Raw genomic sequence first — 26,147 nt, forward strand, 5'->3', positions numbered from 1 at the left:
CGTGGTCACCCCGTTGGTTCCCTCGTAGCGACGTCCGTGACAGGGGAGTCTCGGAACGTGGGTGACACTTTCTGGCTAGCGGGGCGGTGACGGCGGTTCGGGTGGGCGTCCTCGGGCGCGGGCTGTATCGGATAGGGCGATCGCGGCCAGGACGAGAGCAGCGGCGATGGCGATCACCAGCCGCGACGCCCGGATCATCGCCGGTGAGATGGCGGCGAGCACCAGGACACCGATCAGCCGGTTTCGGGAAACGCGGGCGAAGACCGCGTACTCGAAGATGCCGCGCCCGACCAGGAACAGCGCGGGTCCGCCGAGGATCATGGCGATCCAGACCGGCTCTGCGTGTCCGAACGGGTGGTCGAGGATGTGATCGACGCAGTTGGCGGTGATGACGACGCCGGCCACCATGATCGGGTGGGAGTAGGTCGCCGAGATGCTGATTCGGAGCGGATCGGGGGCGGCTGCGATGGCTTCCGCCAACAGTTCCCCGGCGCGGTAGATATAGATCCGCCACAACAGCACGGTGGTGGTGAACGACACCAAGGCTGCAACGCTGTGCTCGGCCCCGAAGCCACTGGTGCCGAACGCCAGACCCGTGACCAGGATCAACTCGCCGAGCGCAATGATGAAAAACTGCCGGAAGCGCTCGGCCACGTGCTCGCCCAGGATCGCAAGCTCCGATCGCGCAAGGCGACCCAACCCCGGTGTGGGCAAGCGGAGTGCGGTCGCCGTGTAGTCGACGGCCACCGCCAGCGTCCACAGCGCCAGACGCGCCGTATCGTGCGCGACGGCTCCCGCGATCCACGGCACGGCGGACACGCCGGACCAGAAGAGTAACCGCAGGAAGATGCGCTGCGCCTCGTGGCCACGCACCAGAAGCGCGAGGACGACGCTGGAGCCAATCTGAACGGCAACGTACGCGCCCGCGAAGAATGGGCCCCGCTCGCCGAACGCCTCAGGCACCGCGGCGGCCATCACCAGGACGCCAAGCATGGACGCGATGACCAGCAGCTGTATCGGCGGTCGTTGCGGATCGAACGTGTCGGTTGCCCCCGCAACGCGGGACCAGACCCACCACAGGGCCAGCAACAACACCAGCGTCTGGATGGTGCCGATCCACGTCAGATTCTGGAGCAGCCCCTGCGTGACCCGGAAGAGCGCGAGGACGAACACCAGGTCGAAGAACAGTTCCAGGAACGTTGCCTGCTGAGGCTGCCCCGGTCTCCGCAGCGGCCCGTCCGCCCTACTCATCGCCAAAGGCTCGCCCGCTTCTGCCGTTATTGTCCTTCTTGAACCAGTCGTACCACGCGACGGCTGTGGTGGATGCGGATGTGCTGCCATGGCCTGGTGTCGAGCGGCGGCGTGCTACAGGCAGGGAAGTGTCAGCCAGGTCCTGATACCGATCCGGGCGGGTTCAAGCACATGCACGACAGCTGGCCTTGGTTGCTATCTGGTCCTGGTTGCAGGCGGTCTCTGGTCGTCGGCGGATCGTCAGCACCAGGTGACACTTCCGGCTAGCCGGGTGGTGACGGCGGCTCGGGCGGGCGTCTGCGAGCGCGGGCTGCGTCGGATATGGCGATCCCGGTCAGGACGACGGCAGCAGCGGTGGCGACCACGACTGGCGGAAGGGGGAGCATCACCGGTGTCAGGGCGGCCAGCGCAAGGACGCCGATCGGTCGGGACCGGGACACGCGGCCGAATACCGCGTGCTCGAAGCGGGCGCGCCCGGCCAGGTACAGCGCGGGTCCGCCGAGGATGACGGCGATCCAGGCCGGTGGGGTGTGCCCGAGTGGGTGGGCGATGACGAGTTCGTCGCCGACGGCTGCAGCGACCACGCCGGCCACCATGACCAGGTGGGCGTATGACGCCCATCGGGCGAGGCGGACCGGGTCGGCAGACACGGCAATCGCTTCCGCCAGGACCTGCCCGGCGCGGTAGATGTAGATCCGCCACAGCAGCACGGTGGTCGCGACCGACACTGCGAACGCGGCGACCCTGTCCGCCGTGAAGCCGCCGCTGCTCAGCGTCAGTCCGGTGACGAGGATCAGCTCGCCGAGCGCGATGATGAAGAACTGCCGGTAGCGCTCGGACAGATGCTCGCCCGAGATCACAAGGTCTTGTTTGGGCGTACGGTCCGCGCCGGGGGTGGGGAAGCCGATTCTGCCTGCCGTGTGGTCAAGGACCACCGCGAGTGCCCACAACGCGCCACGCGCCGTACTGTGCACGAGGGCCCCCGCGATCCACGGCAGCGCCGACATGCCGTACCAGAACAGCCCGCGCATGCCGATGCGCTGCAGTTCGTGGCCACGCAGAACGGCCACGAGGACGAGCCCGCGGCCGAGTTGGATGGCGACGTAGGCGCCTGCGAAGAACAGGCCCGTGTCGCCGAATGCCTCGGGCACCGCGGCCGCCATCACCAGACTGCCGACCATGGTCGCGATGACCAGCGCCTGGACTACCGGTCGTTCCGGGTCCGTCCGGTCGGTCAGCCACGCGGTGCTGGACCAGACCCACCACATGGCCCCCAACAGCACCAGCGCCCGGAAGGCACCGCTCCACCCGAGATCCTCGGCCAGGCCGCGCGAGAGCTGAGAGAGCGCGAGGACGAACACCAGGTCGAAGAAGAGTTCCAGGAACGTGGCCCGCTGTGGATCCCCGGCTTTCCGCATCAGCTCGGCCGCGCTGCTCGTCGTCATCGGCTCGCCCGTTCTGCCAGCTCTGCTCCGGGTTTGGGGGCATTCTGACATGCGGTAGCGGCGGTGACCGCGGACGTGCTGCCGTGGACTGGATCGAGCGGCCCGCGTTACACAGACGGGCGATGGTCGAGGCCGCGATCGGAAGGCCTCGGGGCTTCCGCCGGGACCACCCAGCGCGGGCATTCGTCTTACTCTCAGCCCCATGCCGCAACAGGTCCTGGCCCGCGCCGCAGTAGCCGGGCTGGTGCTGGTCGGTGTTGTGGCGCTGTGTGCTCGGAGAGTGCAGGAACTTACGCAGAATTCCGGCCCGCTTGAGGAGATCCCGTGCACAGAAAGCGATCACCGCTTGGCCGAGCAGTTGACCCGAGATCCTGTGCTGACCTCGCCTCCGCCCGGCACCACCCTCGACCGCATCGAACAGTTCCCCTGCGGCGATGAGAGTGACCGATGGGGGCGTGTCAGTGCGGACATCGGCCTGCCGCCGGGCACGACGATGGACCCGGTTCTCACCCACTACCGCACCCTGTTGACAGCGGGTCATTGGAGAATCTCGCCAGAGCCAGGACAGACGAACCTGTTCTGCGCGGACCGCGTGATCAACGGGCAACAGGTCCGTCTGCTCCTCGGGTACGGGAGGGCTATGCCAGGTCCACTCACCTACGGGGAGATTGTGATTGAGATCAGCTTTCCACCCCGTGGGGAAAACCTTGGCTGCCACAGATGACGACATGCCCCGGCTGGTCCCCCGGCGTATGACGACGGCCGCGTTGCCCGAGAGGATGACCATGACCTCCACCTGCACGATGACCGCGGAAGCCGTTGCCCTGCAACACTTCCTCGACGCCCAGCGGGCCAGTGCGCTGGCGATCCTCGACGGGCTCACCGACGAGCAGTTGCGGACCTCGATCCTGCCCTCGGGGTGGACGCCGCTCGGGCTGATCAAGCATCTGGGTTATGCCGAGCGCCACTGGTTCCAAAGGGTGTTCCGCGGAACCGCGGTCGATGTGCCATGGCCCGATGACGACGAAGGGCTGATGACCGCGGCGCATCCAGTGGCGGAAGTGTTCGCCTTCTATCGGGAGCAGTGCGAACGAGCTGACGCCCTGCTGGCCACCACGCCGCTGGACGCGAAGCCGGTCGGTCGACACGGCGGTGACCTGGACGACGAGGTCGCCGACCTGCGGGGGATCGTTCTCCACATGATCGAGGAGACCGCCCGGCATCTCGGCCACCTCGACGTCGCGCGCGAGCTCCTCGACGGTCGCACCGGCCTCGGCCCGCGCTAACACCAACTCCTTGCCGGCCGCGCCGGCGTCGCGGGTCGTGCCACTGACGGTTCAGCCCAGGCGGTCGAGGAACTCCCGCGAGCGGCGTACCACCAGCGCCGTGGCGTCCGCGTCGTAGGACGGCAGCGAGCTGTCGGTGAACAGGTGTGCCTCGCCCGGGTAGACGAACAGCTCGCCCCGCTCGGGTCCGACGATGCCGACCAGCTCTCGGGCGGAGTCGACGTCGCCTTCCAGCGCGAAGAACGGGTCCTTGTCCATGCCGTGGATCTGCACCGGGACGCCGTCCGGCCACGGGCCGACGGCCCACTCGCCGGTGACCGGCAGGCAGGACTCGTAGAGCAGGGCGCCGCGGGCGTTGGGCCGGGTCTGGACGAGTCGCTGGGCGGTGGCGGCACCCCAGGAGAAGCCGGCGTAGACGAGATCCTTCGGCAGGTCGGCCACGATCCGGTCGGCGCGGTCGTCGAGCACCTCGCCGCCGATGCGCTTCGTCAGGGCGGCGCCGTCCTGGAGGGTCGCCGGCCGCTCGCCGTCGAACAGGTCGGGGGTGTGCACGGTGTGCCCGCCGGCGCGCAGTTGGTCGGCGAACGCGCGTACGCCGTCGGTGAGCCCCTGCAGGTGATGGAAGAGAACGATGTCGGCCATCTCTAGACTCCTGTCAACGAACCAGAGCGATCGAATGATCCAGAATTGTAGAACGGTCGAGAAATGTCGGTCAATCAGCAGATCCCGGATTACGACCTCGACGAGATGCTCGTGGTCACCACGCCCGAGCAGCTGCGCGCCCTCGCCGACCCGCTGCGCGCCACCCTCCTGGAGCTGGTCCTGGAGCGGGCCGCCACGGTCAACGAGATGGCCCGGGCGGTCGACCGTCCGAAGAGCAGCGTGGCCTACCACGTGAACCTGCTGGTCGACGCCGGCCTGCTCCAGGTGGTGCGGACCCGGCGGGTCCGGGCTATCGAGGAGCGTTTCTACGGCCGGGTCGCCCGCACCTTCTACGTCGGTGTGCTCAACCGGCCGGAGGACAAGCAGGTCGCGGCGCGCATCAACGGCCTCGCCGAGGCGGCCGCCGAGGCCGCCGCGGCCCACGCCGCCGACGACCTGCGGTGCACGCTCGTCCACGCGCGCATCCCGATCGAGGAGGTGCGGGCGTTCTGGGCGGAGGTCCAGCAGCTCGCCCGCCGCTTCGCCCAGATCCCCCGCTCCGGTGACCAGGTGTACGGCTTCGTCGCCGGCCTCTACCCCACCGACGCGCCCACCCTCCCGGACACCGAGCACGACCCGGCCGACCGGCCCGACGGTCAGTAGTGGTGGACGGCGTCGTGGAGCACGTCGGCGACGAGCTGCCAGGACGGCTGGGCCGGTCCCGGTCGGCCGGCCCGGCGCTGGAGGCGTACCCGGTCGCGGAGCTGGGTGGCGCAGGCCGCCAGGAACTGGTCGAGTTCCAGGTTCACCACGGCGTCCGGCGCCCGGGCCACGTCATCGGCGAGCCACTGCAGCCAGGTGACCAGGTCGTCGGCGCTCTCGACGCGCTTGCGCGGGCGGTCGTCGTCGGTCATTCGTCCCTCCTCGGGCCCGCCGGTTGCCGGCGGAGCACCATGACCGTGTCTACCCGCCGGCGCGCGGTTCAGCGGGCGGCGTCGGCGAGCACCTCGCGCAGCGCGTGGGAGGTCTGCCGGACGATCCCCGGGTTGGTGTCCCAGTAGTAGGGCAGGGCGATCACCGCCTGGAGCAGCGCCCAGCCCCGGCCGCGCAGCCAGGAGGCGTCGTCGACGGCCAGTTCGGCACGGAACCGGGCGCGACTGCGGCCGGTGAAGACGTTCCACGCCGGTTGCAGGTCGCAGGCCGGGTCGCCGACGTTGAGCCCGCCGAAGTCGATGACCGCGGAGAGCCGGCCGTCGACCACCAGCAGGTTGCCGGGGAGCAGGTCACCGTGCAGCCAGAGTCCCGGCCCGTTCCAGGCCGGTGCGTCCAGCGACTCCTGCCAGGCGCGCAGCACCGCGTCACCGTCGACCCGGTTGCCGAGCCGGCGTACCGCGTCGCGCACCCCCTCGTCCAGTTCGGCCAGGTCGGCGCCGCGGGAGCGGGGCGGCCGGGGGTACGCGCCGGTGGTGTCGATCCGCCGCAGCGCGGCGACAAAGCCGGCCAGGTCGACCGCCGCCCGGTCCAGGTCGTACAGGGCGGCGCTGGCGTTCTCGCCCGGCAACCACCGGTAGACGGACCAGTCGAAGGGGTAACCCTCGGCGGGATTGCCCATGGCCAGCGGCACGGGCACGGCGAGCGGCAGGTGCGGGGCCAGCCGGGGCAGCCACTCGGCCTCCCGAGCCGCCTGCTCGGTGGCCCAGCCGATCCGGGGCAGCCGTACCGCCAGGTCGTCGCCGAGCCGGTAGACGTCGTGGTCCGTCCCGTACGAGGGAACGAGGCGGAGCGGCCGGTCGGCCCAGTGCGGGAACTGCCCGGCGAGCAGCCGGCGGACCAGGTCGACGTCGGTCAGCACCTCGTCGGCGTGCATCTTCATCCGGCTCACGGCGACGATCATGGAGCGGCCCCGGTGCGGGACGCAACCGAGTTCAGTCCGCCCGGCGGCGCCAGGTCAGCGTCATGCCGAGGATCACGAGGCCGGCCGGCAGCGCCGCCACCAGCAGTCCGCGCCACAGCGCCAGCCGCAGGCGCAGGGTGAGCCGGCGGTCCGGTTCCCGGGTCACCGTGTACTGCTGGCCGACGTCGGGGTCGAGCCGGCAGGTGAGGCGGTAGCGGCCGGCGGCCGGGGCGGCGAAGGTCGACACCCAGGTCCAGAGGGTGTCGTCGGTGGCCACCTCGGTCCACCGGACCACGTGCCCGGGCTCGCCCGCCGGCACCGGCCGCCCGTCCGGGCCGGTCACCCGGCACCGGTCACGGTCCGGGGCGCTCGTCGGCCGGGTGGCCCAGATGGCGTACCGGCCGGGGTCGACGTCGACGGTGAGGTTGTCGTAGCGCCGGCCGGAAAGCCGGAGCGGGAGGGGCGTGGGCTCGGCGTCCGGTGAGAGGGCCCGTTGGACGGCCGGCACGGCGGTCAGCAGGCCGAGGCAGCCGACCAGCACGAGGACGCCGGCCACCGCCAGCGCCAGCCGTCTGCCCATGGAGGCAGGGTAGTGCCGGGCCGGGGTGCCCGGCAGGCTAGCGTCGGTCCGTGAGCACCGGATCCCCGCGCGTCCTGCCGGCCGGGAGCGGCATCGGCGAGGCCGCCGCCGTCCTGCGTGCCGGCGGGCTGGTCGCCTTCCCCACCGAGACCGTCTACGGGCTGGGCGCGAACGCGCTGGACGCCCGGGCGGCGGCCCGGATCTTCGAGGCGAAGGCCCGCCCCAGCTTCGACCCGCTGATCACCCACCTGGCCGACGCCGCCGACCTGCCCGCGCTGGTCGGCGCGGTGCCGCCGGCGGTGGCCGCGCTGGTGGCGCGTTTCTGGCCCGGCCCGCTCACCCTGATCGTGGACCGGCCGGCGGTGATCCCGCCGATCGTCACGTCCGGGCTGGACACCATGGCGGTCCGGGTGCCGGACGAGCCGTCCGCGCGGGCGTTGATCGCCGCCGCCGGGGTGCCGGTGGCCGCGCCCAGCGCCAACCGGTTCGGGCAGCTCAGCCCCACCCGCGCGGAGCACGTGGTGGCCGGGCTGGGCGCCGCCGTGGACGTGGTGCTCGACGGTGGTCCGACCCGGTGCGGGATCGAGTCGACCATCGTGGACGCCCGGGGCGAGCGGCCGGTGGTGCTCCGGCTGGGCGCGCTGCCGGTGGAGGCGCTGGTCGAGGCGGTCGGGCCGGTCGAGGTACGTCCGGGCAGCTCGGGCCAGCCGGTCGCGCCGGGGACGCTGGCCGCGCACTACGCCCCGCGTACCCCGTTGCGGTTGGGCGCGGCGGCCGAGGGGGACGGCGGCCGGCGCGGGTTCCTGGCCTTCCGGGAGCCGCCGGCGCAGGGTGACTGGGCCGCGGTGGAGGTGCTGTCGTCCGAGGGCGACCTGACCGTGGCGGCCGCCCGGCTCTTCGACGCCCTGCACCGGCTCGACGCGACCGGGGTGACCGAGATCGTCGCCGAGCCGGTCCCGGAGGTCGGCGTCGGCCGGGCGATCAACGACCGGCTGCGGCGCGCCGCCGCCACCTGGCGCTGACCGTCAGAGGGCCAGTTCGCCGACCACCTGGTCGCCGCTCAGCTCGCCGGTGAGCCGGAAGCCGAGGCGGCGGTAGAAGCGTTCCGGGCCGTGCGGGCCGGGCGCCCAGGTGACGAACATCCGGTCCGCGCCCCGGCGGCGCAACTCGTCGGCGAGCGCCGCCACGGCGAACCGCCCGTAGCCCCGGCCCTGCTGGTCCGCGGCGATGTTCAGCCGCCACAGGCCGGAGCGGACGTCGGTCGGGTCTCGACGCCACTGGATGTCGAGGAAGCCCATCAGGAAGCCCACCGGCCCGTCGTCGTCGACGATCAGCCGGGGCCAGGCGACCGTCGGCTGGGCGTACGCCTCGGCGAGCGACCGGGCGACCGGGGCGACCAGCCCCTCCTGGTCGGGACGGACGGCGATCGCGCAGGCGGCCAGGACGTTGTCCGGGGTGATCTGCTCAAGGCGAGGTGACGGCACGGCGGCACCCTAGCTGCCGACCCGGCCCGCGATCGATCCCATTTACGCGGGCCGCATGGCTGCGACCGGCGGGGGTAGGAGTACGGGTAACAACCCCCCGAAAGTGAGGTGTCATGCCAATGCCGACCGCACGCGAGATCATGACCAACGACGTGAGCTGTGTCCGGGAGCAGGACGACCTCCGGACCGCCGCCCGGCGGATGGCTGAGCTCGGGGTGGGCTCGCTGCCGATCTGCGGCGACGACAACCGCCTCAAGGGCATGGTGACCGACCGGGACATCGTGGTGAAGGTGCTGGCCCAGGGCAAGGACCCCGGCGACGTGACCGCCGGTGAGCTGGCCCAGGGCGAGGCCGTGACCATCGGCGCGGACGACGACGCGGCCGAGATCCTGCGCACCATGGGCGAGCACAAGGTACGCCGGCTGCCGGTGATTGACGGGCATGAGCTCGTCGGCATCGTGGCCGTCGCCGACGTGGCCCGCTCGCTGCCGGAACGCCCGGTGGGCGACCTGATCGAGGCGATCTCCGAGCGCGCCTGACCGCCACCGACGCACCCCTCGCCGCCCCTCCGGCCCGTGCCGGGTGGGGCGGCGAGCCGCGTCAGGGGGTCAGCGGCACGGTCTCGCCCCGGTGGATGGTGCGGACGTGCCGGATGAAGCCGCGCCGCCGGGCCTCCTCGACGAAGTGGCGCAGCGGGGAGCGGAACACCGGGTAGTCGTCGTAGTGGATCGGCAAGGTGAGCCGGGGCCGGATCAGCTCCACCACATCGGTGCCCTGCCGCGCGTCCATGGTGAGCAGGATGCCGGCGACTCTGGTGCCGCCGATTTGGATCAGCATGGCGTCGATGTCCGGGAACCGTTCGGGGATCTGGGCGAGCTGCGGGCGGCGCAGGGTGTCGCCGGTGACGTAGAGCCGGAACTGGCGCTCGCCGGCGCGTTCCAGGTCGACCAGGGTGCCCATCACGTCGGGCATCAGCCGGTCCAGCACGCCGGGCCCGTGCTGGCCGGGCAGGGCGGTCAGCCGCAGCGTCTCGTCCCCGCGGTGCAGCTCGTACGAGCGCCAGGTGGGCAGGCCCTCCGCCGCCCGGAACCCCCACCGGCGCAGCTTCCGTTCCGCCGCGGGCGTGGTGACGATCGGCAGCGCCCGGTCCAGCTCGCGGCGGGCCACCCGGTCGAAGTGGTCGCCGTGCAGGTGGGACAGGACCACCGCGTCCAGCGTGGGCAGCTCGGGGATGGTCAGCGCCGGGTCGGTGCTGCGCTTCGACCAGAGTCCCTTGCCGAGGTAGGCGCGCTGCCCGCGGTGCAGGAAGTTCGGGTCGGTGAGCAGGGTGAACCCGCCGATCCGCAGCACCGTGGTCGCCGTACCGATGAAGGTCGCCTCAGGCGTCATGCCCCTCGCCGTACCCCTGATCGGTCCCGCCATGCCGACGGGCCTCGCGCTGGGGGAGGCGGTCGACCAGCCGGGTCAGCGCGCCGTTGGCGAAGGTGGCGCCGAGCGCGGAGCCGGCGGCGATGGTCCAGCCCACCGGGCCGAGCGGGGTGCAGCCGAAGAACTGGCTGACCCCGGGTGTCTGCACCACGGCGATGAGGACGCCGACCGAGGCGGCGGTGGAGGCCAGCACGGTGGGGCTGGTGCCACCGGCCAGCACGGTCTGGCCGAGCTGGGTGCCGACCAGCGAGGCGAGCGCCACCGTGCCCGCCCGGCGCTCCCGGCCGGTCCACCGGGCGAGCGTCCAGCCGGCGGTCGCGCCCAGCGTGGTGGCTCCGGCCCGGAGTGCGATCTCCCGGGTCAGCGTCTCGCCGAGCGAGGTGTCCGGTCCCTCCCGCAGCAGGTGGTCGGCCCCGTGGGAGGCGGGCGGGCGGACCGCGATGGCCAGCGCGGGCACCAGGTCGGTGAGCAGGTTGACCAGGAGCAGTTGCCGGCCGGTGAGCGCCGAGCGGCCGGTGCTGGCGGCGGTCAGCACGCTGAACGCGATCTCGCCGAGGTTGCCGCCGACCAGGATGCTCAGCGCGTGGCGGACCGACGACCACATGGCCCGCCCCTCCACCAGGGTGGCGATGATCGTTTCCAGCCGGTCGTCGGTGACCACCAGGTCGGCGGCGGCGCGGGCCGCCGGGGTGCCGCGCTGGCCGAGCGCGATGCCCACGTCGGCGAGGCGGATCGCCGGGGCGTCGTTGGCGCCGTCGCCGGTCATCGCCACCGTCCGGCCCCGGTGTTGCAGGGCCTGGATGATCCGCACCTTGTGCGCCGGGGTGCAGCGGGCCACCACGTCGGTGCCCATGAGCCGCTCCGCGAGGGCCTCGTCGTCGAGCCGGTCCAGCTCGCTGGCGGTGACCACCCGCTGCTCCCCGTGGTCGGGGCTAATCGTGGCGGCGATCGCCTCGGCGGTGGCCGGGTGGTCCCCGGTGATCATGATGGTGTGCACACCGGCCTGCCGGATCCGCCGCACCGCGGGCGCCGCGCTCTCCCGCACCCCGTCGGCGAGGGCCAGGAAGCCGACGAAGACCAGCCCGTCGACCTGCTCGTCGGTCACCGACTCGGCGCCCACCGGGCACTCGGCGACGGCCAGGACGCGGTTCCCGGCCCCGGCCCGCTCGGCGAGCATCGCCTGCAACGCGTCCCGGCCGGCCGGATCCAGCGGCGTGTCGCCCCCGGCGGTCCGCCGGGCCGCGCAGCGCGGCAGCACCGACTCGGGCGCACCCTTCACGCTGAGCAGCAGCCCGTCGGCGGTGCGACCGACAGTGGCGTGGTAACCCCGGGACGGCTCGAACGGCAGCCCGCCCACCGCCGTCCAATCCGGTGCGCCGGTCAGCTCCAGCACGCCGGCGGTGCGCGCGCCGCGGCGCACCGCCCGGTCGGTCTGCTGGGGCAGCTCGTCCGGGTCGGCCGCCGCGGGGGTGGCCCGCAGCGCCGTGGCCAGGGTCAGCCGGAGCGGCTCGTCCAGCCGGTCGGGTGGGGCGTACCGGTCGTCGCCGCTGCCCACCCCGGCCAGCAGCAGCTTTCCCTCGGTGAGGGTGCCGGTCTTGTCGAAGCAGAGCACGTCGACCCGGCCCAGCGCCTCGATGGTCCGCGGGTTGCGGACCAGCGCGCCGTGCTCGGCCAGCCGCCGCGCCGCCGCCAGCTGGGCGGCGCTGACCAGGAACGGCAGCCCCTCGGGCACCGAGGCCACGGCCAGGTTCGCGGCGGTCGCCGCCGTCTCCGCCAGGGGTACGCCCCGGAGCAGCCCTGCCCCGGCCACCGCGATCGCCGAACCGGCCGCCAGCGGCACGGCCGCGCTGGTCAGCTTCCCGAGCCGGCTCTCCACCCCGCTGGCCGGGGGCGCCTCCCGGGCCAGGGCGAGGCTCCGCCCCGCCTCGGTCTCCTCGCCGGTGGCCACCACCACGGCGGTGCCGTGGCCGGCGGCGACCGTGGTGCCCTCGTAGAGCATCGAGTGCCGCTCGGCCACCGCCGCGGCCACCACCGGCTCGACGGTCTTGCCCACCGGCAGCGACTCACCGGTCAGCGACGACTCGTCGGCCTCCAGCCCGTCGCTGGTCAGCACCCGGCAGTCGGCCGGGACGGCGTCGCCGGGGCCCACCGCCACCACGTCCCCGGCCACCAGGTCCTCCGCGGCCATCACCCGCTCCGCGCCGTCGCGCAGCACCCGGGCGGTCACCGCCGAGCGGGACAGCAGCTCGGCCAGGGAACGCTCGGTGTTGTGCTGGTGCACCGCGCCGATCAGCGCCGAGCCGCCCACCACGCCCCCGACCAGGGCCGCGTCGACCAGCGAGCCGAACGTGGCGGAGAGCACCGCCCCGGCGGCGAGCACCGGGGTGAGCGGGTTCGACAGCTCGTCCACGAACGCGCGGAGCAGCCCGGTCGGGCCGTGCCCGTCCCCGGTCACGGCGCGCCGGCGATGGGCCGCCTCCTCGCCGGTCAACCCCTCGGGGCGGGTGCCGACCTGGTCGAGGACGGTCTCCACCGGCATGAGGTGCCAGGCGGTGAGAGCGGGCGCCGGCGTACGGGTCCGGTCCGGCAGTCGCTGGGCCCGCCAGACGCCGTGCGCGAAGGCGAGGGCGGCGGCCCCGTTCACGGCGGCGAGGGCCCGGCCGGGCAACCGCTCCCGGTCGGCGGTGAACGCGCCGAGCGCCGCCAGCCCGGTGCCGGCCATCGCGATCCGGATGTTCTGCCCGGTCATCCGCCGGGCCACCCCGGTCGCGTCGATGAGCAGCGCGGGGATCCGCAGGTCGTCCCCGACGAGCAGGTGCGCGCCCCAGGGCGGCAGGTCCTCCGGGGCGGAGACACCCAGCCCGCAGTCGGCGGCGCCGAGCGCGGCCCGGTCGCCCGAGACCACCAGCACCACCGCGCCCTCGCGTTGCAGGTCGCGGACCGAGTCGGCGAGCCGGGGACCGCCGGGCACGAGGGCGTCGGCGAAGTCGTACCGGCCGTCGTCGTCGCCGGCGACCAGGAGCCGCAGGCCGGCGTGGCGGGCGGCGGTCGCCAGGGCGTCCACCCCGGGCACGGCCTCCGGCTCGACCCGCAGCACGGCGGCGAGCCGGCCGCTCTGGGCCAGCCCGAGCAGCCGGCCGCCGTCCGCGCGCAGCCGCGTGCTGTCCGGCGTGTTCCCGGGGTCCTCGGCGTCCATCCGGTCCAGCGGGCCGAGCCGCCAGCCGTCGGCGTTCCGTACGGCGTCCGGGGCGGCCGGGTCGAAGAGCGCGAACGCCCGGGCGGCCACCTGGCCGGTGTCCGCGCCGGGCAGCGGCGCCAGGTCGGCCAGCACGCCCCGGTCGGAGCCGAGCACGGCCGCGTCCAGCAGCACCGTGTCGATCCGGTCCAGCTCGCGCAGCACGCTGCGGTCCATGGCGATCACACCGCGCCGGGCGAGCATCCGGCCGAGCTGGGCGGCGTACCCCTCGCGGCCGCTGCCCGGAGCCTTGGGCAGCGACGACAGGGCCAGCGCGGCGGCCCGCTTCCCGCCGACCACCGGCACCGCCGCCGCCCCGGCGGCCGCGCCGGCCACCAGCATCCGGCTGACGTAGTGCTCGGCCGGGCCGTCCGGGACCGGGCAGGGCCGTTCGCCGTCCGGCACCCGGGCGACCGCGCGGTCCGGCTCGCCGGTCAGCCTCGGCTCGGCCTTCGCCCAGGCGGCGAGCTGGGCCCGCGCCTCGCCCCACTGCACCACCCGCTGCGCGCCGTCGAGCACGATGCCGCTCCAGCCGCCGGCGAGCCCCTGGGCCACCGCCTCGACGAGCGGGAAGACCAGTTCGGCGCGGGGGTCGGCCCGCAGGCCCCGGTCGGCGAGCGCGTGCAGCTTCGGGTGCAGGTCGACCGCGGCGAGGAAGCCGGCCACCTCGCCGGGGACCGGGGTGAACGGCAGGATCCGGGTGGCCGCCGAGAGGGTGAGGCCGAGCGCGTCGGAGGCCAGCGCGCCCAGGGTGCGGGGGGTGCGCGGCCCCTCCTCGGGTGGATGCGGCGGCGGGATCTCCGGGTCCGGCTCGTGCGGGCACACCTGCTCGGCCCGCGCCACGGTGGCGATCAGGTCGCGCAGCTTCGGCTTCGGCTCCTCGACCGCCACGACCACCCGGCCCGACGGCGCGTTGACCCGGGCCCAGGCCACCCCCTGCAGCGCCTCCAGCGCCGCCTCGACCTGCCGGGCCAGTTGGTCCCCGCCGTCCTGGCAGACGCCGTGCACCTCGATGTGGTGCCGGCCGGCGCGCGACCAGACCCGGCGCCGGGTCAGCCCGGCGAGGCGGGCCAGCCGGGTCGCCGCGGCGCCCACACTCCCCGCCGCCTCGGCGACGCTGTCCGGCACGGCGTTCCTGGCCGTCTCCGGCAGGGTCGATCCGACGGTACGGGCGGTGTCCGGCACCGCGGTGGCGACCGTGCGTGCGGCCCGGGCCACCGCGTCCGGCAGGGCGGCCGGCGACAGCAGCAGCCCGGCGACGCGGCCCAGCGAGGTCATCGAGGCGTACGACCGGGCTGCCGGCCCCGCTCCTCGGTACTCCCGCCGCGCTCGCCGTACGCCATCTCGCCTCCCGCGCCTCGTCCCGGCGGCCCGACTTCCCAGCCCGGCGTCCGTTATGCCCCTCGGGCGGGGGAAGTTTCCGCAGTGCCCGGCGCATGGACGGGGAGGCCGGTGGAATGCCGCTCGGACAGCGATGTCGTCGTCGGAACCGGGGAGGCGCGGATGAGCACGCTGACACGCAACCTCAGCGGGTCGCGGGAGATGGTGAAGACGTACTGCCGGCGGGTGCAGGTCCCGATGCTGGGCGAGGTGGCGGTGCCCCCGCCGGACAAGTTGACCTACTACGCGGGGCTCGGCGTGCTCGCCGCGCTCCAGGTCATCGAGTGGCCGCTGGCCCTGGTCATCACCGCCGGGCACGTCCTGGCCGACCAGCACTACTCGGGACTCGTGAAAGGGGTGGGCGAGGCCTTGGAGTCGGCCTGACGAGACGGGGCTCACCGTTGACCTCAATCGCGGTTGAGGTCGGAGGCTTGAGCCCATGTCGACCGCCACGGCCGCACCGCCGGCCCCGCCCGCACACCTCTGGTCGCCGCGGCTGCGGGCGATGACCGTGGGCAGCGTCGCCCTGGTGTCGCTGCTCGCCTTCGAGGCCCTCGCGGTGGGCACCGCGATGCCCACGGTCGCCCGCACCCTGGACGGGCTCGGCCTCTACGCGCTCGCCTTCGGTGGCCCGTTCGCCTCCGGCGTGGTGGCCATGGTCGCCTCCGGCATCTGGTGCGACGCCCGGGGGCCGCGGCAGGCCATGTGGCACGGGGTGGCGTGGTTCGTGGCGGGCCTGGCGGTGGCGGGCGCCGCGCCCACGATGGAGGTACTGGTCGTCGGGCGCGTCGTGCAGGGCTTCGGTTCCGGGCTGCTCTCCGTCGCGCTCTACGTGATCGTCGGGCAGGCGTACCCGGAGGAGCTGCGGCGGCGGGTGTTCGCCGCGTTCGCCGCGGCCTGGGTGGTCCCGTCGCTGGTCGGTCCGGCGCTGGCCGGGCTGATCGTCGAGCACCTGGGGTGGCGCTGGGTGTTCCTCGCGGTGCCGGCGGTCGCGGTGCCGGCCGTGCTGCTGATCCAGCCGGGGCTGCGGGCGTTGGGCGCGACCGTGCCGACCCGGCCGCCGGCCGGCGCGGCGGCCCGGATCGGCTGGGCCTGTGGGGCGGGGGCGAGCGCCGCACTGCTGCACTACGGGGGGCAGCAGCGCGGCGTGCTCGCCGCCGGCCTGGTCGGCGCGGCGCTGGTCGGGCTGCTGGTCTGCGTACCGCGGCTGCTGCCGGCCGGGTTCCTGCGGGCCGCGCGGGGGCTGCCGACCGTGATCGGCCTGCGCGGCCTGGCCTCGGCGGCGTTCGCCGCGGCGGAGGTGGTGATCCCGCTGATGCTGTCCCGGGAGCGGGGCTTCTCGCCGACCGCGGCCGGCCTCGTGCTGACCGTCGGCGCGGTCTCCTGGTCGGCGGGCTCCTGGATCCAGGGCCGGATCGCCACCCCGCGGTCCGCCGCCACCCTGCCCCGGGCCGGGCTGACCTGCATCGCCGTCGGCACGGCCGGCGTCGCGCTGGCCCTCCTGCCGGCCCTGCCGGTGGCGCTCGCGGTGCTGGCCTGGGCGGTGGCCGGCCTCGGCATGGGGTTGCTCTACCCGTCGCTGTCGGTGCTCACCCTGGACCTGTCCGCCCCCGCCGAGCAGGGCCGGAACAGTTCGGCGCTGCAACTGGGCGACTCGCTCTCCGCCGCCACCGTGCTGGCGCTGACCGGGGCCGTGCTGGCCGCCGGTTCGGCTCCCGGCCGCGGGAGCTACGCGACCACCCTGGCCGTGGCGGCCGGCTGCGGACTGCTCGGCGTGCTGCTCGCGGGCCGCGTGGTGCGGCGGGCGCCCGCGGCCGCCTGACCACCGGATCCACCCGCGTCGCCCGGCCCGGGACCGCAGGATCGGGGGTACCGGGGCAGGGGCGTCACGATCCGGCCCGCCGGCCCGTCCGGTGGACGGACGCGGGAGAGGAGCGACGATGCGGGTGCTGGTGACCGGGGCGAGTGGACGGCTCGGGCGGGTGGCGCTGCCCCGGCTGCGCGACGAGGGGCACACCGTGCGCGCGGTGAGTCGCCGGCCCCGGAGCGATGCCGGAGTGGAGTGGTTGGCGGCCGACCTGGCCACCGGTGAAGGGCTGGCCGCGGCGGTCGACGGGGTCGAGGCGGTGCTGCACCTGGCCTCCTCACCCAACCGGCGCACCCACGAGATCGACGTGCTGGGCACCCGCCGGTTGGTGCTGGCCGCCGGGCACGCCGCGGTGGGCCACCTGGTGTACGTGTCGATCGTCGGCGTCGACCGGGTGCCGCTCGGCTACTACCGGCACAAGCTGGCGGCCGAGCAGGTGGTGGCGGCCGGTCCGGTGTCGTGGAGCGTGCTGCGGGCGACGCAGTTCCCGGAGTTCCTGGACGAGTTGCTGCGTGCGGCGAGCCGGCTCGGCCCGGTGCTCGGGGACCGGGCGATACTCGCCCAGCCGGTGGACCCCGGCGAGGTGGCGGACCGCCTCGCCGCGATGCTGGCCGCCGGCCCGTCGGGTCGGATCGAGGAGCTCGGCGGCCCGGAGGTGCTCCGCTACGACGAGGCGGTCCGCGCCTGGCGGGCGGCCCGGCGGTCACGGCGTCCGTTGCTGCCGGTACGGATTCCGGGGCGGCTCGGCCGCGAGTTGCGCGCCGGCGGGCTCACCACGACCGCCACCCCGACGGGCACCCGCACCTGGGCCGACCACCTGGCCGACACGTACGGGGGAACCGGCCGGAGATGAAACCTCTTGCGGTTCCGGGCCGCCCTACCGTGGCCGCATGCTGGTCTTCCTCACCACCGTGATCCTGTACGTCTTCGGCTTCGTCTTCCTCTACGGCGTGATCCGGCTCGGGGTCCGGCACGGCATCGAGGACGTGGAGACCCACCGCGCCCAGCAGGTGCGGGCCGAGGAGTTGGCGGTCCACCAGGACCGGACGTTCGCCCGCGAGAACGCCTTCCTCACCGGCAGCTGACCCTTCGCGTCTCCCGGGATCCGGGCCGCTCGGGACGTCGGTGAGCGGAGCCGCGTGGCGGGTGCGAGGATCGCACCCGTGATGGGGACGCTGAAGACCGAGCCCGCCCGTACCCGACTCGACCTGCTGGCGGCGCCGGTGGCCGCGGCGATCCAGCGGTGGCCGGACGAGGCGCCGGTGGACGTGGACGACGTGCTGGTCGCCCCGATCGACGCCGAGCTGGCCGACACGGCGGCGTTCTGCGCGGCGTACGAGGTGGGGCTCGAGGAGTCGGCCAACTGCGTGGTGGTCGCCGGCAAGCGGGGCGGCGAGACCCGATACGCGGCCTGCATGGTGCTCGCCACCACCCGGGCCGACGTGAACGGCATGGTCCGCAAGCTGCTCGACGTGCGCAAGGCGAGCTTCGCGCCGATGGCCGACGCGGTCGAGCTGACCGGGATGGAGTACGGCGGGATCACCCCGATCGGGCTCCCGGAGGACTGGCCGATCCTGGTCGACTCGCGGGTGATCGCCACGCCGCACGTGATCATCGGATCCGGCGTACGGCACAGCAAGATCGCGTTGCCCGGGCCGGCGCTCGGCGCGCTGCCCGGGGCAACGGTGGTGGAGGACCTGGCCCGGCCCGCCTAGGCCCTCATTCGCATCGATCTTGTTCCACGTGAAACATCACGCGGACGCTTCGCGCTGCGCGACCTCGTGGAGGGCGGCGAGCAGCGTCTCCGGCTCCTGGGCGCCGGTCACGGCGTACTTCCCGGCCAGCACGAAGGTCGGCACGCTGGAGACGCCGAGCTGGTGGGCGGCGCTCAGGTCGGCGGCCACCTCCCGGCGACCGAGGTTCGACGCCAGGTAATCGCGGGCCTCGGTCTCGTCCAGGCCGACCTCGCCGGCCAGCTTAGCCAGCGCGTCGAGCGACCCGACGTCGATCCCGTCCTGGAAGTGCGCCCGGTAGAGCCGCTCGACCAGCTCGGCGGCCCTGCCCCGCTCGGTGGCGAACCGGACCAGCCGGTGTGCCTCGAAGGTGTTCGCAGCCACCGCGCGGTCGAAATGCATGTCGATCCCCGCGCCCTCGGCGACCTGGGTGACGTGGGCGGCCATGCCCTCGGCCTTGTCCCGGCCGCCGAACTTGGCACCCAGCGCCTCGATGAGCGGCTTCGGCTCGGCCACCGGCGTCGGGTCGAGCTGGAACGGCCGGAACCGGACCGTCACCTCGCCGTCGTAGCGCGCCAGGGCCTGCTCGAGCCGGCGCTTGCCGATCCAGCACCAGGGGCAGACGACGTCGGCGTAGATCTCGATCTCCATGACCAGCGACAACCCCTCGATCAGGAGATCTGTTCCCGGACCTGGCGCTTCAGCCGGGCCAGGATGGCGGTGCCGCCGCGCACCCGCAGCGGGCTGATCGCCTGGGCCAGGCCCATCCGCTGGTAGAGGTCGTCCGGCACGGCCAGCACCTGCTCGGCGCTCGCCCCGGCCAGCCCTTCGGCGAGGATGCCGGCGAACGCCCGGGTGGTCGGTGCCTCCGGCGGGCAGTCGAAGATGGTGCTCACCGTCTTGTCCGGGTTGACCTCGGCGCGGAGGAAGAACGCGGTCTGGCACTCCGGGACCTGCTCCAGGTCGTCCCGCTCCACCCCCTCGGGCAGCGGCGGGATCACGTCGGAGAACTCCAGCAGCATCTCCAGCACCACGTCGCGCGGGGCGGCGGCGAACTCGTCGACGATCTCGGCCAGCTTGCTCGGCATCTCGGACATGACCGCCAGGCTACCGCCGGTGACCCGGCGTCCTCCGGGGTCGGCCGGGAGGACACCGGGTCGGGCGGATCACATGTTCGGGGCGGCCTCGCTGATGTCGCTCAGCGCGGAGTTCGGGTCGAGCTGCATGGCCAGGTCGCCGAGGGAGACGATGCCCACCAGCTTGCGGTCGTTGTCGCAGACCAGCACCCGGCGGATGTTGCGCTCGCGCATCAGCGCGGCGGCCTCGGCCGCGGTGCAGTGCTGCTCGATCATCACCACTTCGCGGGTGATGATCGAGCCGATCGTGGTGCTCGTCGGGTCGGCCCGCTCGGCCACCGCCCGGACCACGATGTCGCGGTCGGTCAGCATGCCGGCGAGGGTCGCTCCGTCGGTGACCACCACATCGCCGATGTCCGACTCCTTCATCACCCTGGCCGCCTCGTCCAGGGGAGTCTCCGCGGGCAGGTAGACCACCTGCTTGGTCATCACGTCGCTGACCCGGTACATGAGAGCCCTCCGAAACGCCTCGGTCTATCCGTCTGCGGTACCCCGTGGCACGTCCGCTACACCCCGTCGCGGCGCGCCCCGCGCGCCTCGTCGAGCAGACGCTCGACCAGACCGTCCACGGGCAACTCGATCCGCTCGCCGGACGCCCGGTCGCGCAGCTCGACGTAACCCTCGACCAGCCGGCGGCCGACCACGACGGCCCGCGGGATGCCGATCAGCTCGGCGTCGGTGAACTTCACCCCGGCCGAGACGTGGGTGCGGTCGTCGACCAGCACCCGCAGGCCGGCGGCGGAGAGCCGCCCGCCGAGTTCCAGCGCCGCGTCGAGCTGCGGCCCCTTCCCGGCCGCCACCAGGTGTACGTCGCACGGCGCGACCTCGGCCGGCCAGACCAGCCCCCGGTCGTCGTGGTGCTGCTCGGCCACCGACGCGACGGCCCGCGAGACGCCGATGCCGTAGCAGCCCATGGTGGGCCGGACCGGCTTGCCCTCCCGGCCGAGCACGTCGACCGCGAAGGCGTCGGTGAACCGGCGGCCGAGCTGGAAGATGTGCCCCACCTCGATGCCCCGCCGCATGGTCAGCTCGCCGTCGCAGGCCGGGCAGGGGTCTCCCGGCCGCACCTCGGCCGCTTCGATGGTGCCGTCCGGCACGAAGTCCCGCCCGCCCACCACGTCGGTGGCGTGCCGGCCGGGCTCGTTCGCCCCGGTCAGCCAGGCGGTGCCGGTGACCACCCGGGGGTCGACCAGGTAGCGGACGCCGTGCTTGGCCAGGATCTGCGGCCCGAGGTAGCCGCGGACCAGCTCCGGGTGCGCCGCCCAGTCCTCGAAGACCGCCACGGTGGCCGGGTGCAGCGCCGCCTCGACCCGCTTCAGGTCCACCTCGCGGTCGCCGGGCAGGCCGATCACCAGCAGCTCGGCCAGTTCGGCGCCCGGCCGGCGCACGGCGAGCACCACGTTCTTCAACGTGTCGGCGGCGGTCCAGTCGGTCCGGCCGGCCAGCGCGCGGGCGTTGGCCAGCTCGACCAGCGACGCGATGGTGGGTGTCTCCGGGGTGTCGTGCACCTCGATCGCCGGGTGCGCGTCCGGGTCGCCGGCGGCCGGCGCACGGGTCATCACGGCTTCGGTGTTGGCCGCGTAGTCGCAGGTGGTGCAGCCGACGTAGCTGTCCTCGCCGACCGGCGTGGCGGCCAGGAACTCCTCCGACGCCGAGCCGCCCATCGCCCCGGACATCGCGTGCACCACGGCGAAGTCCAGCCCGAGCCGGGTGAAGATCCGTTGGTAGGCCTCGCGGTGCCGGTCGTAGGCGGCCTGGAGCCCCGCGGAGTCCAGGTCGAACGAGTAGGCGTCCTTCATCAGGAACTCCCGCCCGCGCAGCAGGCCGGCCCGGGGCCGGGCCTCGTCCCGGAACTTGGTCTGGATCTGGAACAGCGTCACCGGGAAGTCCCGGTACGAGCTGAACAGGTCCTTCACCAGCAGCGCGGCCATCTCCTCGTGGGTCGGGGCGAGCAGGTGCTCGGCGCCCTTCCGGTCCTCCAGGGTGAAGATGTCGTCGCCGTACTCCGTCCACCGCCCGCTGGTCCGGTACGGCTCGGCCGGCAGCAGCGCCGGGAACTGCACCTCCTGGTCGCCGATCGCTGCCATCTCCGCGCGGACGATCTCGGTGACCCGGTCCAGCACCAGCTTGCCCAGCGGCAGCCAGGTGTAGCCGCCCGGCGCGGCGCGGCGCACGTAGCCGGCGCGGAGGAGGAGCCGGTGGCTCGGCACCTCCGCGTCGGCCGGGTCCTCGCGCAGGGTCCGGAGCAGCAGGGTCGACATGCGCAGCAGCATTGCCGCAGCGTACGGCGGGCAGCGCCGGCGGGCGATCATATTCGCTCCCGTTTGACCTCCATGACGTTCCACCGACGCGGGCCGGTGTCCCCGTTGGAGTCTGCCTGTCTGTGGGTAGGAGAGCGGGATGGATGAGAGGCCTCGGCTGACGATGACGGCGACCGTGCTGGACGCTCGCGACGCGCGGGAACTGGCCGGGTTCTACGAACGGCTGCTCGGGTGGTCACGGGGGGAGGACGAGCCGCACTGGGTCACCCTCGTCGCACCCGGGGGCGGCGCCGGCCTGTCGTTCCAGACCGAGCCGGCGTACGTGCGGCCGGTCTGGCCCGCCGGCCCGGGCGAGCCGCAGATGATGGCGCACCTCGACATCAAGGTCGACGACCTCGACGCGGCGTCCGCGTACGCGGTGTCCGTGGGCGCCACGGTGGCGGACTTCCAACCCCAGGACGACGTGCGGGTGCACCTCGACCCGGCCGGCCACCCGTTCTGCCTGTACCTCTGAAGCGCGGCGAGCGGCCTACGCTGCCGTCATGACCACGGCCCCGTCGGCCCGTGCCGTCAGCCAGTACGCGACGACGACCGGCAACCTCACGGCCCGGATCGCGCTGCACGACCACGGCACGAACCCGCAGGGCTGGTTCGCCTGGCTCGACGAGCGGTTGCCGCTCGCCGGGGACGTCCTCGAAGTGGGCGCCGGCACCGGGAAGCTGTGGAGCCAGGTGGACCACCGCGGCCGAGGGCTGCGGTTCACCCTGACCGACTTCTCGGCGGCGATGTGCGCACGCCTGCGCGAAGTCCGCGGCGCCCGGGTCGAACGGTGTGACGCCAGCCGGCTGCCGTTCGCCGACGCCAGCTTCGACACCGTCGTCGCCAACCACATGCTCTACCACCTGGACGATCCGGCCGCCGCGCTGCGCGAGTTCGCCCGGGTCCTCCGTCCCGGCGGCCGCCTCGCCGTCGCCGTCAACGGCAACGACCACCTCGCGGAACTCAACGCCCTCGCGGTCGCCATCGGCCGCCCCGATCTGGTGCTCGGCTTCCGCCAGAACGACTTCACGGCCGAGACCGGACCGGGGTACGTGGCCGACAGCTTCACCGGGGTCGCCGTCGAGCCCTATCCGTGCGACCTGGCGGTTCCCGCCGTGGAGCCCGTCCTCGCCTATCTGGCCAGCATGGCCGACGAGCCGCTCACGCCTGCGCAGCGGTCAGCGGCGCGTGATCTGGTCCAGGCACGGATCGATGCCGAAGGCAGTTTCCGCGTGAGCAAGCAAACGGTGCTCATCACCGCTTCGCGCTGACCGGTCTGCGGAGCTTTAGCCGTCAGGGACGCTTGGTGTGGGCGATGAAGGCGCGCCAGGTCTCGGGGGTGAAGGCGAGGACCGGGCCGGCCGGGTCCTTGCTGTCGCGGACGCCGACCACGCCGGGCAGGTTGTCGGCCACCTCGACACATTCGCTCTGACCGCTGCGGGTGGACTTGCGCCAGGCAGCGCCGATCAGGTCCATGACGTGAGCACTTCCTTCATCAGTTCGACCGACTGGCGGCGAGACAGGGCCTCACTCCGAACGCTCTCCCATCTAGACAGCAGGATAGCCACGTCGTCATCGTTGTCGATCACAGTCCCGCCGAGCTGGTTTTCCAGGTACCCGATCCAACCGCCGTCTCCGCCGCGGGCGAGGGTGAACGGCCCGGTCAGTCCGATGTGCAGGCTGACGTCGGTGGGAATGATGTGCACACTGATGTGCGAGCGCTCGCTTGACTCGATCAGGTGCGCGACCTGCTGGATCATCAGCCCGCGGAAGCCTTCGTCAGCTCGCCGCAGCACGGCTTCCTCGATCACCGCCACGAACATGGGCGGGGTCGGTTGCGCGAGCACGGACTGACGATCCATCCGAATCGCCAGCCGCTTCTCCACCTCGTCTTCACTGAGCATGTCGTCCGTGCGGATCATCGCGCGGGCGAAGTTCTCGGTCTGGAGCAGACCGGGGACGAGGCTCGGCTGATAGCAGCGCAACTGCTGCGCGTGCCGTTCCGCTTCCAGCCAGGGACGGAACCAACTCGGCTGGCCGTCGCGTTCGGCGAGCTTGAGCAGCGACGTCAGCAACCCGCCGGTGCCCAGCACCTCGTCGGCGCGTTTCAGGAAGAACCGGTCCAGCGGCCGCTGGCCCAGCTCGACCGCCGACACCTGCGACCCGGAGAAGTGGACGAGTTTCCCGAACTCCTCCTGGCTCAGCTCGGCCTTCAGCCGCAGCCGCCGGAGCTGCGCCCGGATCAGCTCCGCGGTCGGTTCGCTCTCCACGCTTCCTCCCCGATTTCCCGCCGTCACCCCGGCGTCGCCGTCCGCCGGCAACCGCCGACGGGAGGCCGCCACGGAGCGCCTCGACGGCTTCCGAGCGTAGTGGTGTCCTCAGCAGACTGTCACGCAGCGAGCCGCCTCCCGTCCGGCTCGCTGCGGGGGCCGTCCCCCGGATCCCCCGATCGCCGGGGCGGCCCCCACCCTCGTACCTGAGAAGGAATTCGCCATGAGCCTCCCCGTGCCGCGCCTCGGGCCGTACCCCGATCGGCCGCGCCCGTATCCGCCGGACCGGCCGGCGCACCTGCCGATCCGGCCGCTCTGGGTGTGCCGGGCCTGCGGGTTGCCGTGGCGGTGCGCCCAGGCGCGCCTGCTGCTCAAGGCCGAATACGACGACCACCCCGTCGACCTGGCCGTCTACCTGTCCGGGCTGTACCACGAGGCGACCCACGACCTGTTCCGGTTGAACCCGCACGACGGCCCGACGCCGCGTGAGCTGTTCGACCGGTTCGTGGCCTGGGGGCCGTACCGGAGGGGGATCGTCGGGGATCGGTGACCCGGGCCGGCAACCACGTCGTACGCGGAAGGGGCGGCCCACCCACCGGTGGCCCGCCCCTCTTCGCGGCGCGTGCTCGGGTCAGCGCAGCACGGTGATCGCCCGGTCCGCCACGACGTGCTTCCAGGGCACGATCACCACGACGCCGTCCCGCTCCATGATCTTGGCCTCCTCGCCCTCGAAGCCGGCCGAGAGCGGCCCCTCCGCCACCGGGCTGACCTTGCCGGTGGCGGGATCGATGCGGACGAGCCGCGGCGGCAGCTTCCGCCGGTCGCCGGTCTCCCAGGCCAGCAACCCCTGCTCATCGCGGCGGATCAGCTCGACCTTGCTGGCGCTGTGCCCGGACGAGACCCAGCGCCGCTTGCCGGTGGCCAGGTCGATGGCGATGATCTGGTTGGCCGACCGACCCGAGTCCGGGACGTTCTTCGGGAACGTCGGGTGGTAGAGCGTGTCGTCGTCGGCGAGGAACTGGTAGACGGCCGGACCGTCGATCGCGTTGGACCGGTTGGGCGGCACGTCCCACAGTTCGGTGCCGTCGACCGGGTCGGTGAACGATCCAATCTCCCGGCCGGTCTTCGGGTCCCGCACCGTGTAGCGCTCGTGCCCCAGCCCGGGCTGGCTGATCAGCGGCTGCACGCTCAGCACGCCGTCGGTGACCTTCTCCTCCGGCAGCCGCTGCCGCCAGCGCACCTTGCCGGTGGCCGGGTCGAGGGCGTCCACCTCACCACCGATGGAGCAGCCGTAGGTCACCACGACAAGTTCGCCGGCGGCCCGCATGTCCTTGAAGCCGCAGTCCCGGCCGGGCAGCAACTTCTCCCCGGTGGTGCGCCACAACTGCTTCCCGTCGGCGAGGGAGAACCCGATCATGGTGTCGTCGGAGCGGACGATCACCTGCTGGCCGGCGACCGAGAGGTCCGGCGCGGCCAGCGCGTCCCGGTCCTCCCGGACCGGCGCCGGGAACCTGGCCTGCCAGGTCAGCTTGCCGCTGGTCAGGTCGAAGCCGGCGACCGTGTCGCAGGACTGGTCGGAGCCGACCGCCACCGCGCCCCGGCCCTCGGTCACCGCCTGCGCGGCGACGCAGAGCGAGGTGCCGTTCGGCGCCGGTGCGCCCCACGCCTGCCCGCCGTCGGAGAGCCGGTAGGCGAGCAGCCCGTCCCCCTGCGCGCGGACCACCGTGTCAGCGGCCAGCCAGGCGCCGAACATGTCCTGCTGGTCGTAGGTGGTCAGGCCGGTGTCCTGCCGCTCGGGGAAGTCCAGCACCCAGGCGGTCTTCAGCTCACCGTCCCCGCCCGAGCCGCCGCCGACCAGCCGGGAGACACCCCAGGCGGTGCCGGCGCCGACGGCCAGCACGGCCACCAGACCGCCGGCGAGCAGCAGCGCCAGACGCCCGCGCCGCCTGGGCGCCGCCGGCGGCGTCGGGGCCGCGCCCGGCCAGCCCGGCGGCGGGTACGCGGCCTGCTGCCCTGGATACGCCGGCTGCCCCGGATACGCCGGCTGCCCCGGATACGCCGGCTGCCCCGGGTACGCCGGCTGCCCCGGGTACGCGGGCTGCCCCGGCAGCGGATGTGCGGGCGGACCGGCCACCGGGGAGGCCGGCTGACCGCCCGGCCAGCCGCCCGGCACTCCGGGCTGCGGCTGCCAGGGGGACTGCGGGTTCGTCATCGTT

The 26,147-nt window shown here is 73.5% G+C and carries 29 protein-coding genes; 13 read left to right on the plus strand and 16 right to left on the minus strand.

Annotated elements, in window-relative coordinates:
- Positions 1–75: 75 nt before the first annotated feature.
- Positions 76–1,251, minus strand: a complete 1,176-nt coding sequence (locus tag AC0OLQ_RS01120) for a low temperature requirement protein A (protein WP_484529837.1) — start codon at positions 1,249–1,251, stop codon at positions 76–78.
- Positions 1,252–1,514: 263 nt separating this feature from the next.
- Positions 1,515–2,696, minus strand: a complete 1,182-nt coding sequence (locus tag AC0OLQ_RS01125) for a low temperature requirement protein A (RefSeq protein WP_484529838.1) — start codon at positions 2,694–2,696, stop codon at positions 1,515–1,517.
- 202 nt (positions 2,697–2,898) lie between these two features.
- Here AC0OLQ_RS01125 and AC0OLQ_RS01130 point away from each other — a divergent pair, with 202 nt between their 5' ends.
- Positions 2,899–3,420 carry a hypothetical protein gene (locus tag AC0OLQ_RS01130; protein WP_484529839.1) on the plus strand — a complete coding sequence of 174 codons (522 nt, stop codon included), beginning with the start codon at positions 2,899–2,901 and terminating at the stop codon, positions 3,418–3,420.
- Between the two features lie 61 nt (positions 3,421–3,481).
- Positions 3,482–3,982 carry a DinB family protein gene (locus AC0OLQ_RS01135; RefSeq protein ID WP_484529840.1) on the plus strand — a complete coding sequence of 167 codons (501 nt, stop codon included), beginning with the start codon at positions 3,482–3,484 and terminating at the stop codon, positions 3,980–3,982.
- 51 nt (positions 3,983–4,033) lie between these two features.
- On the opposite strand, the gene AC0OLQ_RS01140 is transcribed toward AC0OLQ_RS01135, so the two are convergent.
- Positions 4,034–4,624, minus strand: a complete 591-nt coding sequence (locus tag AC0OLQ_RS01140; protein ID WP_484529841.1) for a dienelactone hydrolase family protein — start codon at positions 4,622–4,624, stop codon at positions 4,034–4,036.
- A gap of 63 nt (positions 4,625–4,687) precedes the next feature.
- Here AC0OLQ_RS01140 and AC0OLQ_RS01145 point away from each other — a divergent pair, with 63 nt between their 5' ends.
- Entirely contained in the window at positions 4,688–5,287 is a 600-nt protein-coding gene (locus AC0OLQ_RS01145; protein ID WP_484529842.1) for an ArsR/SmtB family transcription factor, read from the plus strand.
- Here the strand turns inward: AC0OLQ_RS01145 and AC0OLQ_RS01150 are convergent.
- The 3 genes from AC0OLQ_RS01150 to AC0OLQ_RS01160 all read right to left on the minus strand — a co-directional run bounded on the left by AC0OLQ_RS01150 (position 5,281) and on the right by AC0OLQ_RS01160 (position 7,098).
- Positions 5,281–5,538: a DUF7660 family protein gene (locus tag AC0OLQ_RS01150; RefSeq protein ID WP_484529843.1), complete on the minus strand. Its 258-nt coding sequence runs from the start codon at positions 5,536–5,538 to the stop codon at positions 5,281–5,283. The two genes, AC0OLQ_RS01145 and AC0OLQ_RS01150, sit on opposite strands and share 7 nt — an antisense overlap.
- A gap of 68 nt (positions 5,539–5,606) precedes the next feature.
- Positions 5,607–6,497 carry an aminoglycoside phosphotransferase family protein gene (locus AC0OLQ_RS01155; protein WP_484532522.1) on the minus strand — a complete coding sequence of 297 codons (891 nt, stop codon included), beginning with the start codon at positions 6,495–6,497 and terminating at the stop codon, positions 5,607–5,609.
- 52 nt (positions 6,498–6,549) lie between these two features.
- Positions 6,550–7,098, minus strand: a complete 549-nt coding sequence (locus AC0OLQ_RS01160; RefSeq protein WP_484529844.1) for a hypothetical protein — start codon at positions 7,096–7,098, stop codon at positions 6,550–6,552.
- Between the two features lie 74 nt (positions 7,099–7,172).
- On the opposite strand from AC0OLQ_RS01160, the gene AC0OLQ_RS01165 reads away from it, so the two are divergent.
- Entirely contained in the window at positions 7,173–8,120 is a 948-nt protein-coding gene (locus AC0OLQ_RS01165) for an L-threonylcarbamoyladenylate synthase (RefSeq protein WP_484532523.1), read from the plus strand.
- A 3-nt stretch (positions 8,121–8,123) separates the two neighbouring features.
- Here the strand turns inward: AC0OLQ_RS01165 and AC0OLQ_RS01170 are convergent, their stop codons facing one another.
- Complete coding sequence (locus tag AC0OLQ_RS01170) at positions 8,124–8,582, minus strand: GNAT family N-acetyltransferase (RefSeq protein ID WP_484529845.1); 459 nt, start codon at positions 8,580–8,582, stop codon at positions 8,124–8,126.
- 119 nt (positions 8,583–8,701) lie between these two features.
- Between AC0OLQ_RS01170 and AC0OLQ_RS01175 the strand changes: the two genes are divergently transcribed.
- On the plus strand, positions 8,702–9,121 hold the full coding sequence (locus tag AC0OLQ_RS01175; protein WP_357331895.1) for a CBS domain-containing protein: 420 nt from the start codon (positions 8,702–8,704) through the stop codon (positions 9,119–9,121).
- A 61-nt stretch (positions 9,122–9,182) separates the two neighbouring features.
- Here AC0OLQ_RS01175 and AC0OLQ_RS01180 read toward each other — a convergent pair whose 3' ends face one another.
- Entirely contained in the window at positions 9,183–9,971 is a 789-nt protein-coding gene (locus AC0OLQ_RS01180) for an MBL fold metallo-hydrolase (protein WP_484529846.1), read from the minus strand.
- On the minus strand, positions 9,961–14,523 hold the full coding sequence (locus tag AC0OLQ_RS01185; protein WP_484529847.1) for a cation-translocating P-type ATPase: 4,563 nt from the start codon (positions 14,521–14,523) through the stop codon (positions 9,961–9,963). Before AC0OLQ_RS01185 ends, AC0OLQ_RS01180 begins: the two co-directional genes overlap by 11 nt.
- A 225-nt stretch (positions 14,524–14,748) precedes the next feature.
- On the opposite strand from AC0OLQ_RS01185, the gene AC0OLQ_RS01190 reads away from it, so the two are divergent.
- The 5 genes from AC0OLQ_RS01190 (at position 14,749) to AC0OLQ_RS01210 (ending at position 18,207) form a co-directional block, all read left to right on the plus strand.
- Positions 14,749–15,009, plus strand: coding sequence for a hypothetical protein (locus AC0OLQ_RS01190; protein WP_357331902.1), 261 nt, complete (start codon positions 14,749–14,751; stop codon positions 15,007–15,009).
- Between the two features lie 55 nt (positions 15,010–15,064).
- Entirely contained in the window at positions 15,065–16,447 is a 1,383-nt protein-coding gene (locus AC0OLQ_RS01195) for an MFS transporter (protein WP_357331904.1), read from the plus strand.
- Between the two features lie 118 nt (positions 16,448–16,565).
- Positions 16,566–17,345, plus strand: a complete 780-nt coding sequence (locus tag AC0OLQ_RS01200; protein ID WP_484529848.1) for an SDR family oxidoreductase — start codon at positions 16,566–16,568, stop codon at positions 17,343–17,345.
- Positions 17,346–17,382: 37 nt separating this feature from the next.
- The gene (locus AC0OLQ_RS01205) at positions 17,383–17,577 is read left to right on the plus strand and encodes a hypothetical protein (protein WP_357331909.1); all 195 of its coding nucleotides are present in this window, start codon (positions 17,383–17,385) and stop codon (positions 17,575–17,577) included.
- Positions 17,578–17,658: 81 nt separating this feature from the next.
- Entirely contained in the window at positions 17,659–18,207 is a 549-nt protein-coding gene (locus tag AC0OLQ_RS01210; protein WP_357332859.1) for a YbaK/EbsC family protein, read from the plus strand.
- A gap of 36 nt (positions 18,208–18,243) precedes the next feature.
- Here the strand turns inward: AC0OLQ_RS01210 and AC0OLQ_RS01215 are convergent, their stop codons facing one another.
- From AC0OLQ_RS01215 to AC0OLQ_RS01230, 4 genes are all read right to left on the minus strand, one after another.
- Positions 18,244–18,876, minus strand: a complete 633-nt coding sequence (locus tag AC0OLQ_RS01215) for a DsbA family oxidoreductase (RefSeq protein ID WP_484529849.1) — start codon at positions 18,874–18,876, stop codon at positions 18,244–18,246.
- Between the two features lie 20 nt (positions 18,877–18,896).
- Entirely contained in the window at positions 18,897–19,322 is a 426-nt protein-coding gene (locus AC0OLQ_RS01220) for a SufE family protein (protein WP_357331913.1), read from the minus strand.
- Between the two features lie 69 nt (positions 19,323–19,391).
- Positions 19,392–19,811: a CBS domain-containing protein gene (locus tag AC0OLQ_RS01225; RefSeq protein WP_357331915.1), complete on the minus strand. Its 420-nt coding sequence runs from the start codon at positions 19,809–19,811 to the stop codon at positions 19,392–19,394.
- A gap of 56 nt (positions 19,812–19,867) precedes the next feature.
- Complete coding sequence (locus AC0OLQ_RS01230; protein ID WP_484529850.1) at positions 19,868–21,634, minus strand: proline--tRNA ligase; 1,767 nt, start codon at positions 21,632–21,634, stop codon at positions 19,868–19,870.
- A gap of 127 nt (positions 21,635–21,761) precedes the next feature.
- Between AC0OLQ_RS01230 and AC0OLQ_RS01235 the strand changes: the two genes are divergently transcribed.
- Together AC0OLQ_RS01235 and AC0OLQ_RS01240 are read left to right on the plus strand one after the other, a co-directional pair.
- Positions 21,762–22,136, plus strand: coding sequence for a VOC family protein (locus AC0OLQ_RS01235; RefSeq protein WP_484529851.1), 375 nt, complete (start codon positions 21,762–21,764; stop codon positions 22,134–22,136).
- A gap of 28 nt (positions 22,137–22,164) precedes the next feature.
- Complete coding sequence (locus AC0OLQ_RS01240) at positions 22,165–22,932, plus strand: class I SAM-dependent methyltransferase (RefSeq protein ID WP_484529852.1); 768 nt, start codon at positions 22,165–22,167, stop codon at positions 22,930–22,932.
- A gap of 22 nt (positions 22,933–22,954) precedes the next feature.
- Here AC0OLQ_RS01240 and AC0OLQ_RS01245 read toward each other — a convergent pair whose 3' ends face one another.
- Complete coding sequence (locus AC0OLQ_RS01245; RefSeq protein WP_484529853.1) at positions 22,955–23,137, minus strand: DUF397 domain-containing protein; 183 nt, start codon at positions 23,135–23,137, stop codon at positions 22,955–22,957.
- A complete protein-coding gene (locus tag AC0OLQ_RS01250; RefSeq protein WP_484529854.1) occupies positions 23,128–23,931 on the minus strand; it encodes a helix-turn-helix domain-containing protein in 804 nt (267 codons plus the stop codon). The genes AC0OLQ_RS01245 and AC0OLQ_RS01250 overlap by 10 nt, the downstream gene beginning before the upstream one ends.
- 223 nt (positions 23,932–24,154) lie before the next feature.
- Between AC0OLQ_RS01250 and AC0OLQ_RS01255 the strand changes: the two genes are divergently transcribed.
- Positions 24,155–24,481 carry a hypothetical protein gene (locus tag AC0OLQ_RS01255; protein WP_484529855.1) on the plus strand — a complete coding sequence of 109 codons (327 nt, stop codon included), beginning with the start codon at positions 24,155–24,157 and terminating at the stop codon, positions 24,479–24,481.
- Positions 24,482–24,562: 81 nt separating this feature from the next.
- On the opposite strand, the gene AC0OLQ_RS01260 is transcribed toward AC0OLQ_RS01255, so the two are convergent.
- Complete coding sequence (locus tag AC0OLQ_RS01260; protein ID WP_484529856.1) at positions 24,563–26,143, minus strand: PQQ-binding-like beta-propeller repeat protein; 1,581 nt, start codon at positions 26,141–26,143, stop codon at positions 24,563–24,565.
- Positions 26,144–26,147: the final 4 nt, after the last annotated feature.

The organism is Micromonospora sp. Utrum1, assembly GCF_057197805.1.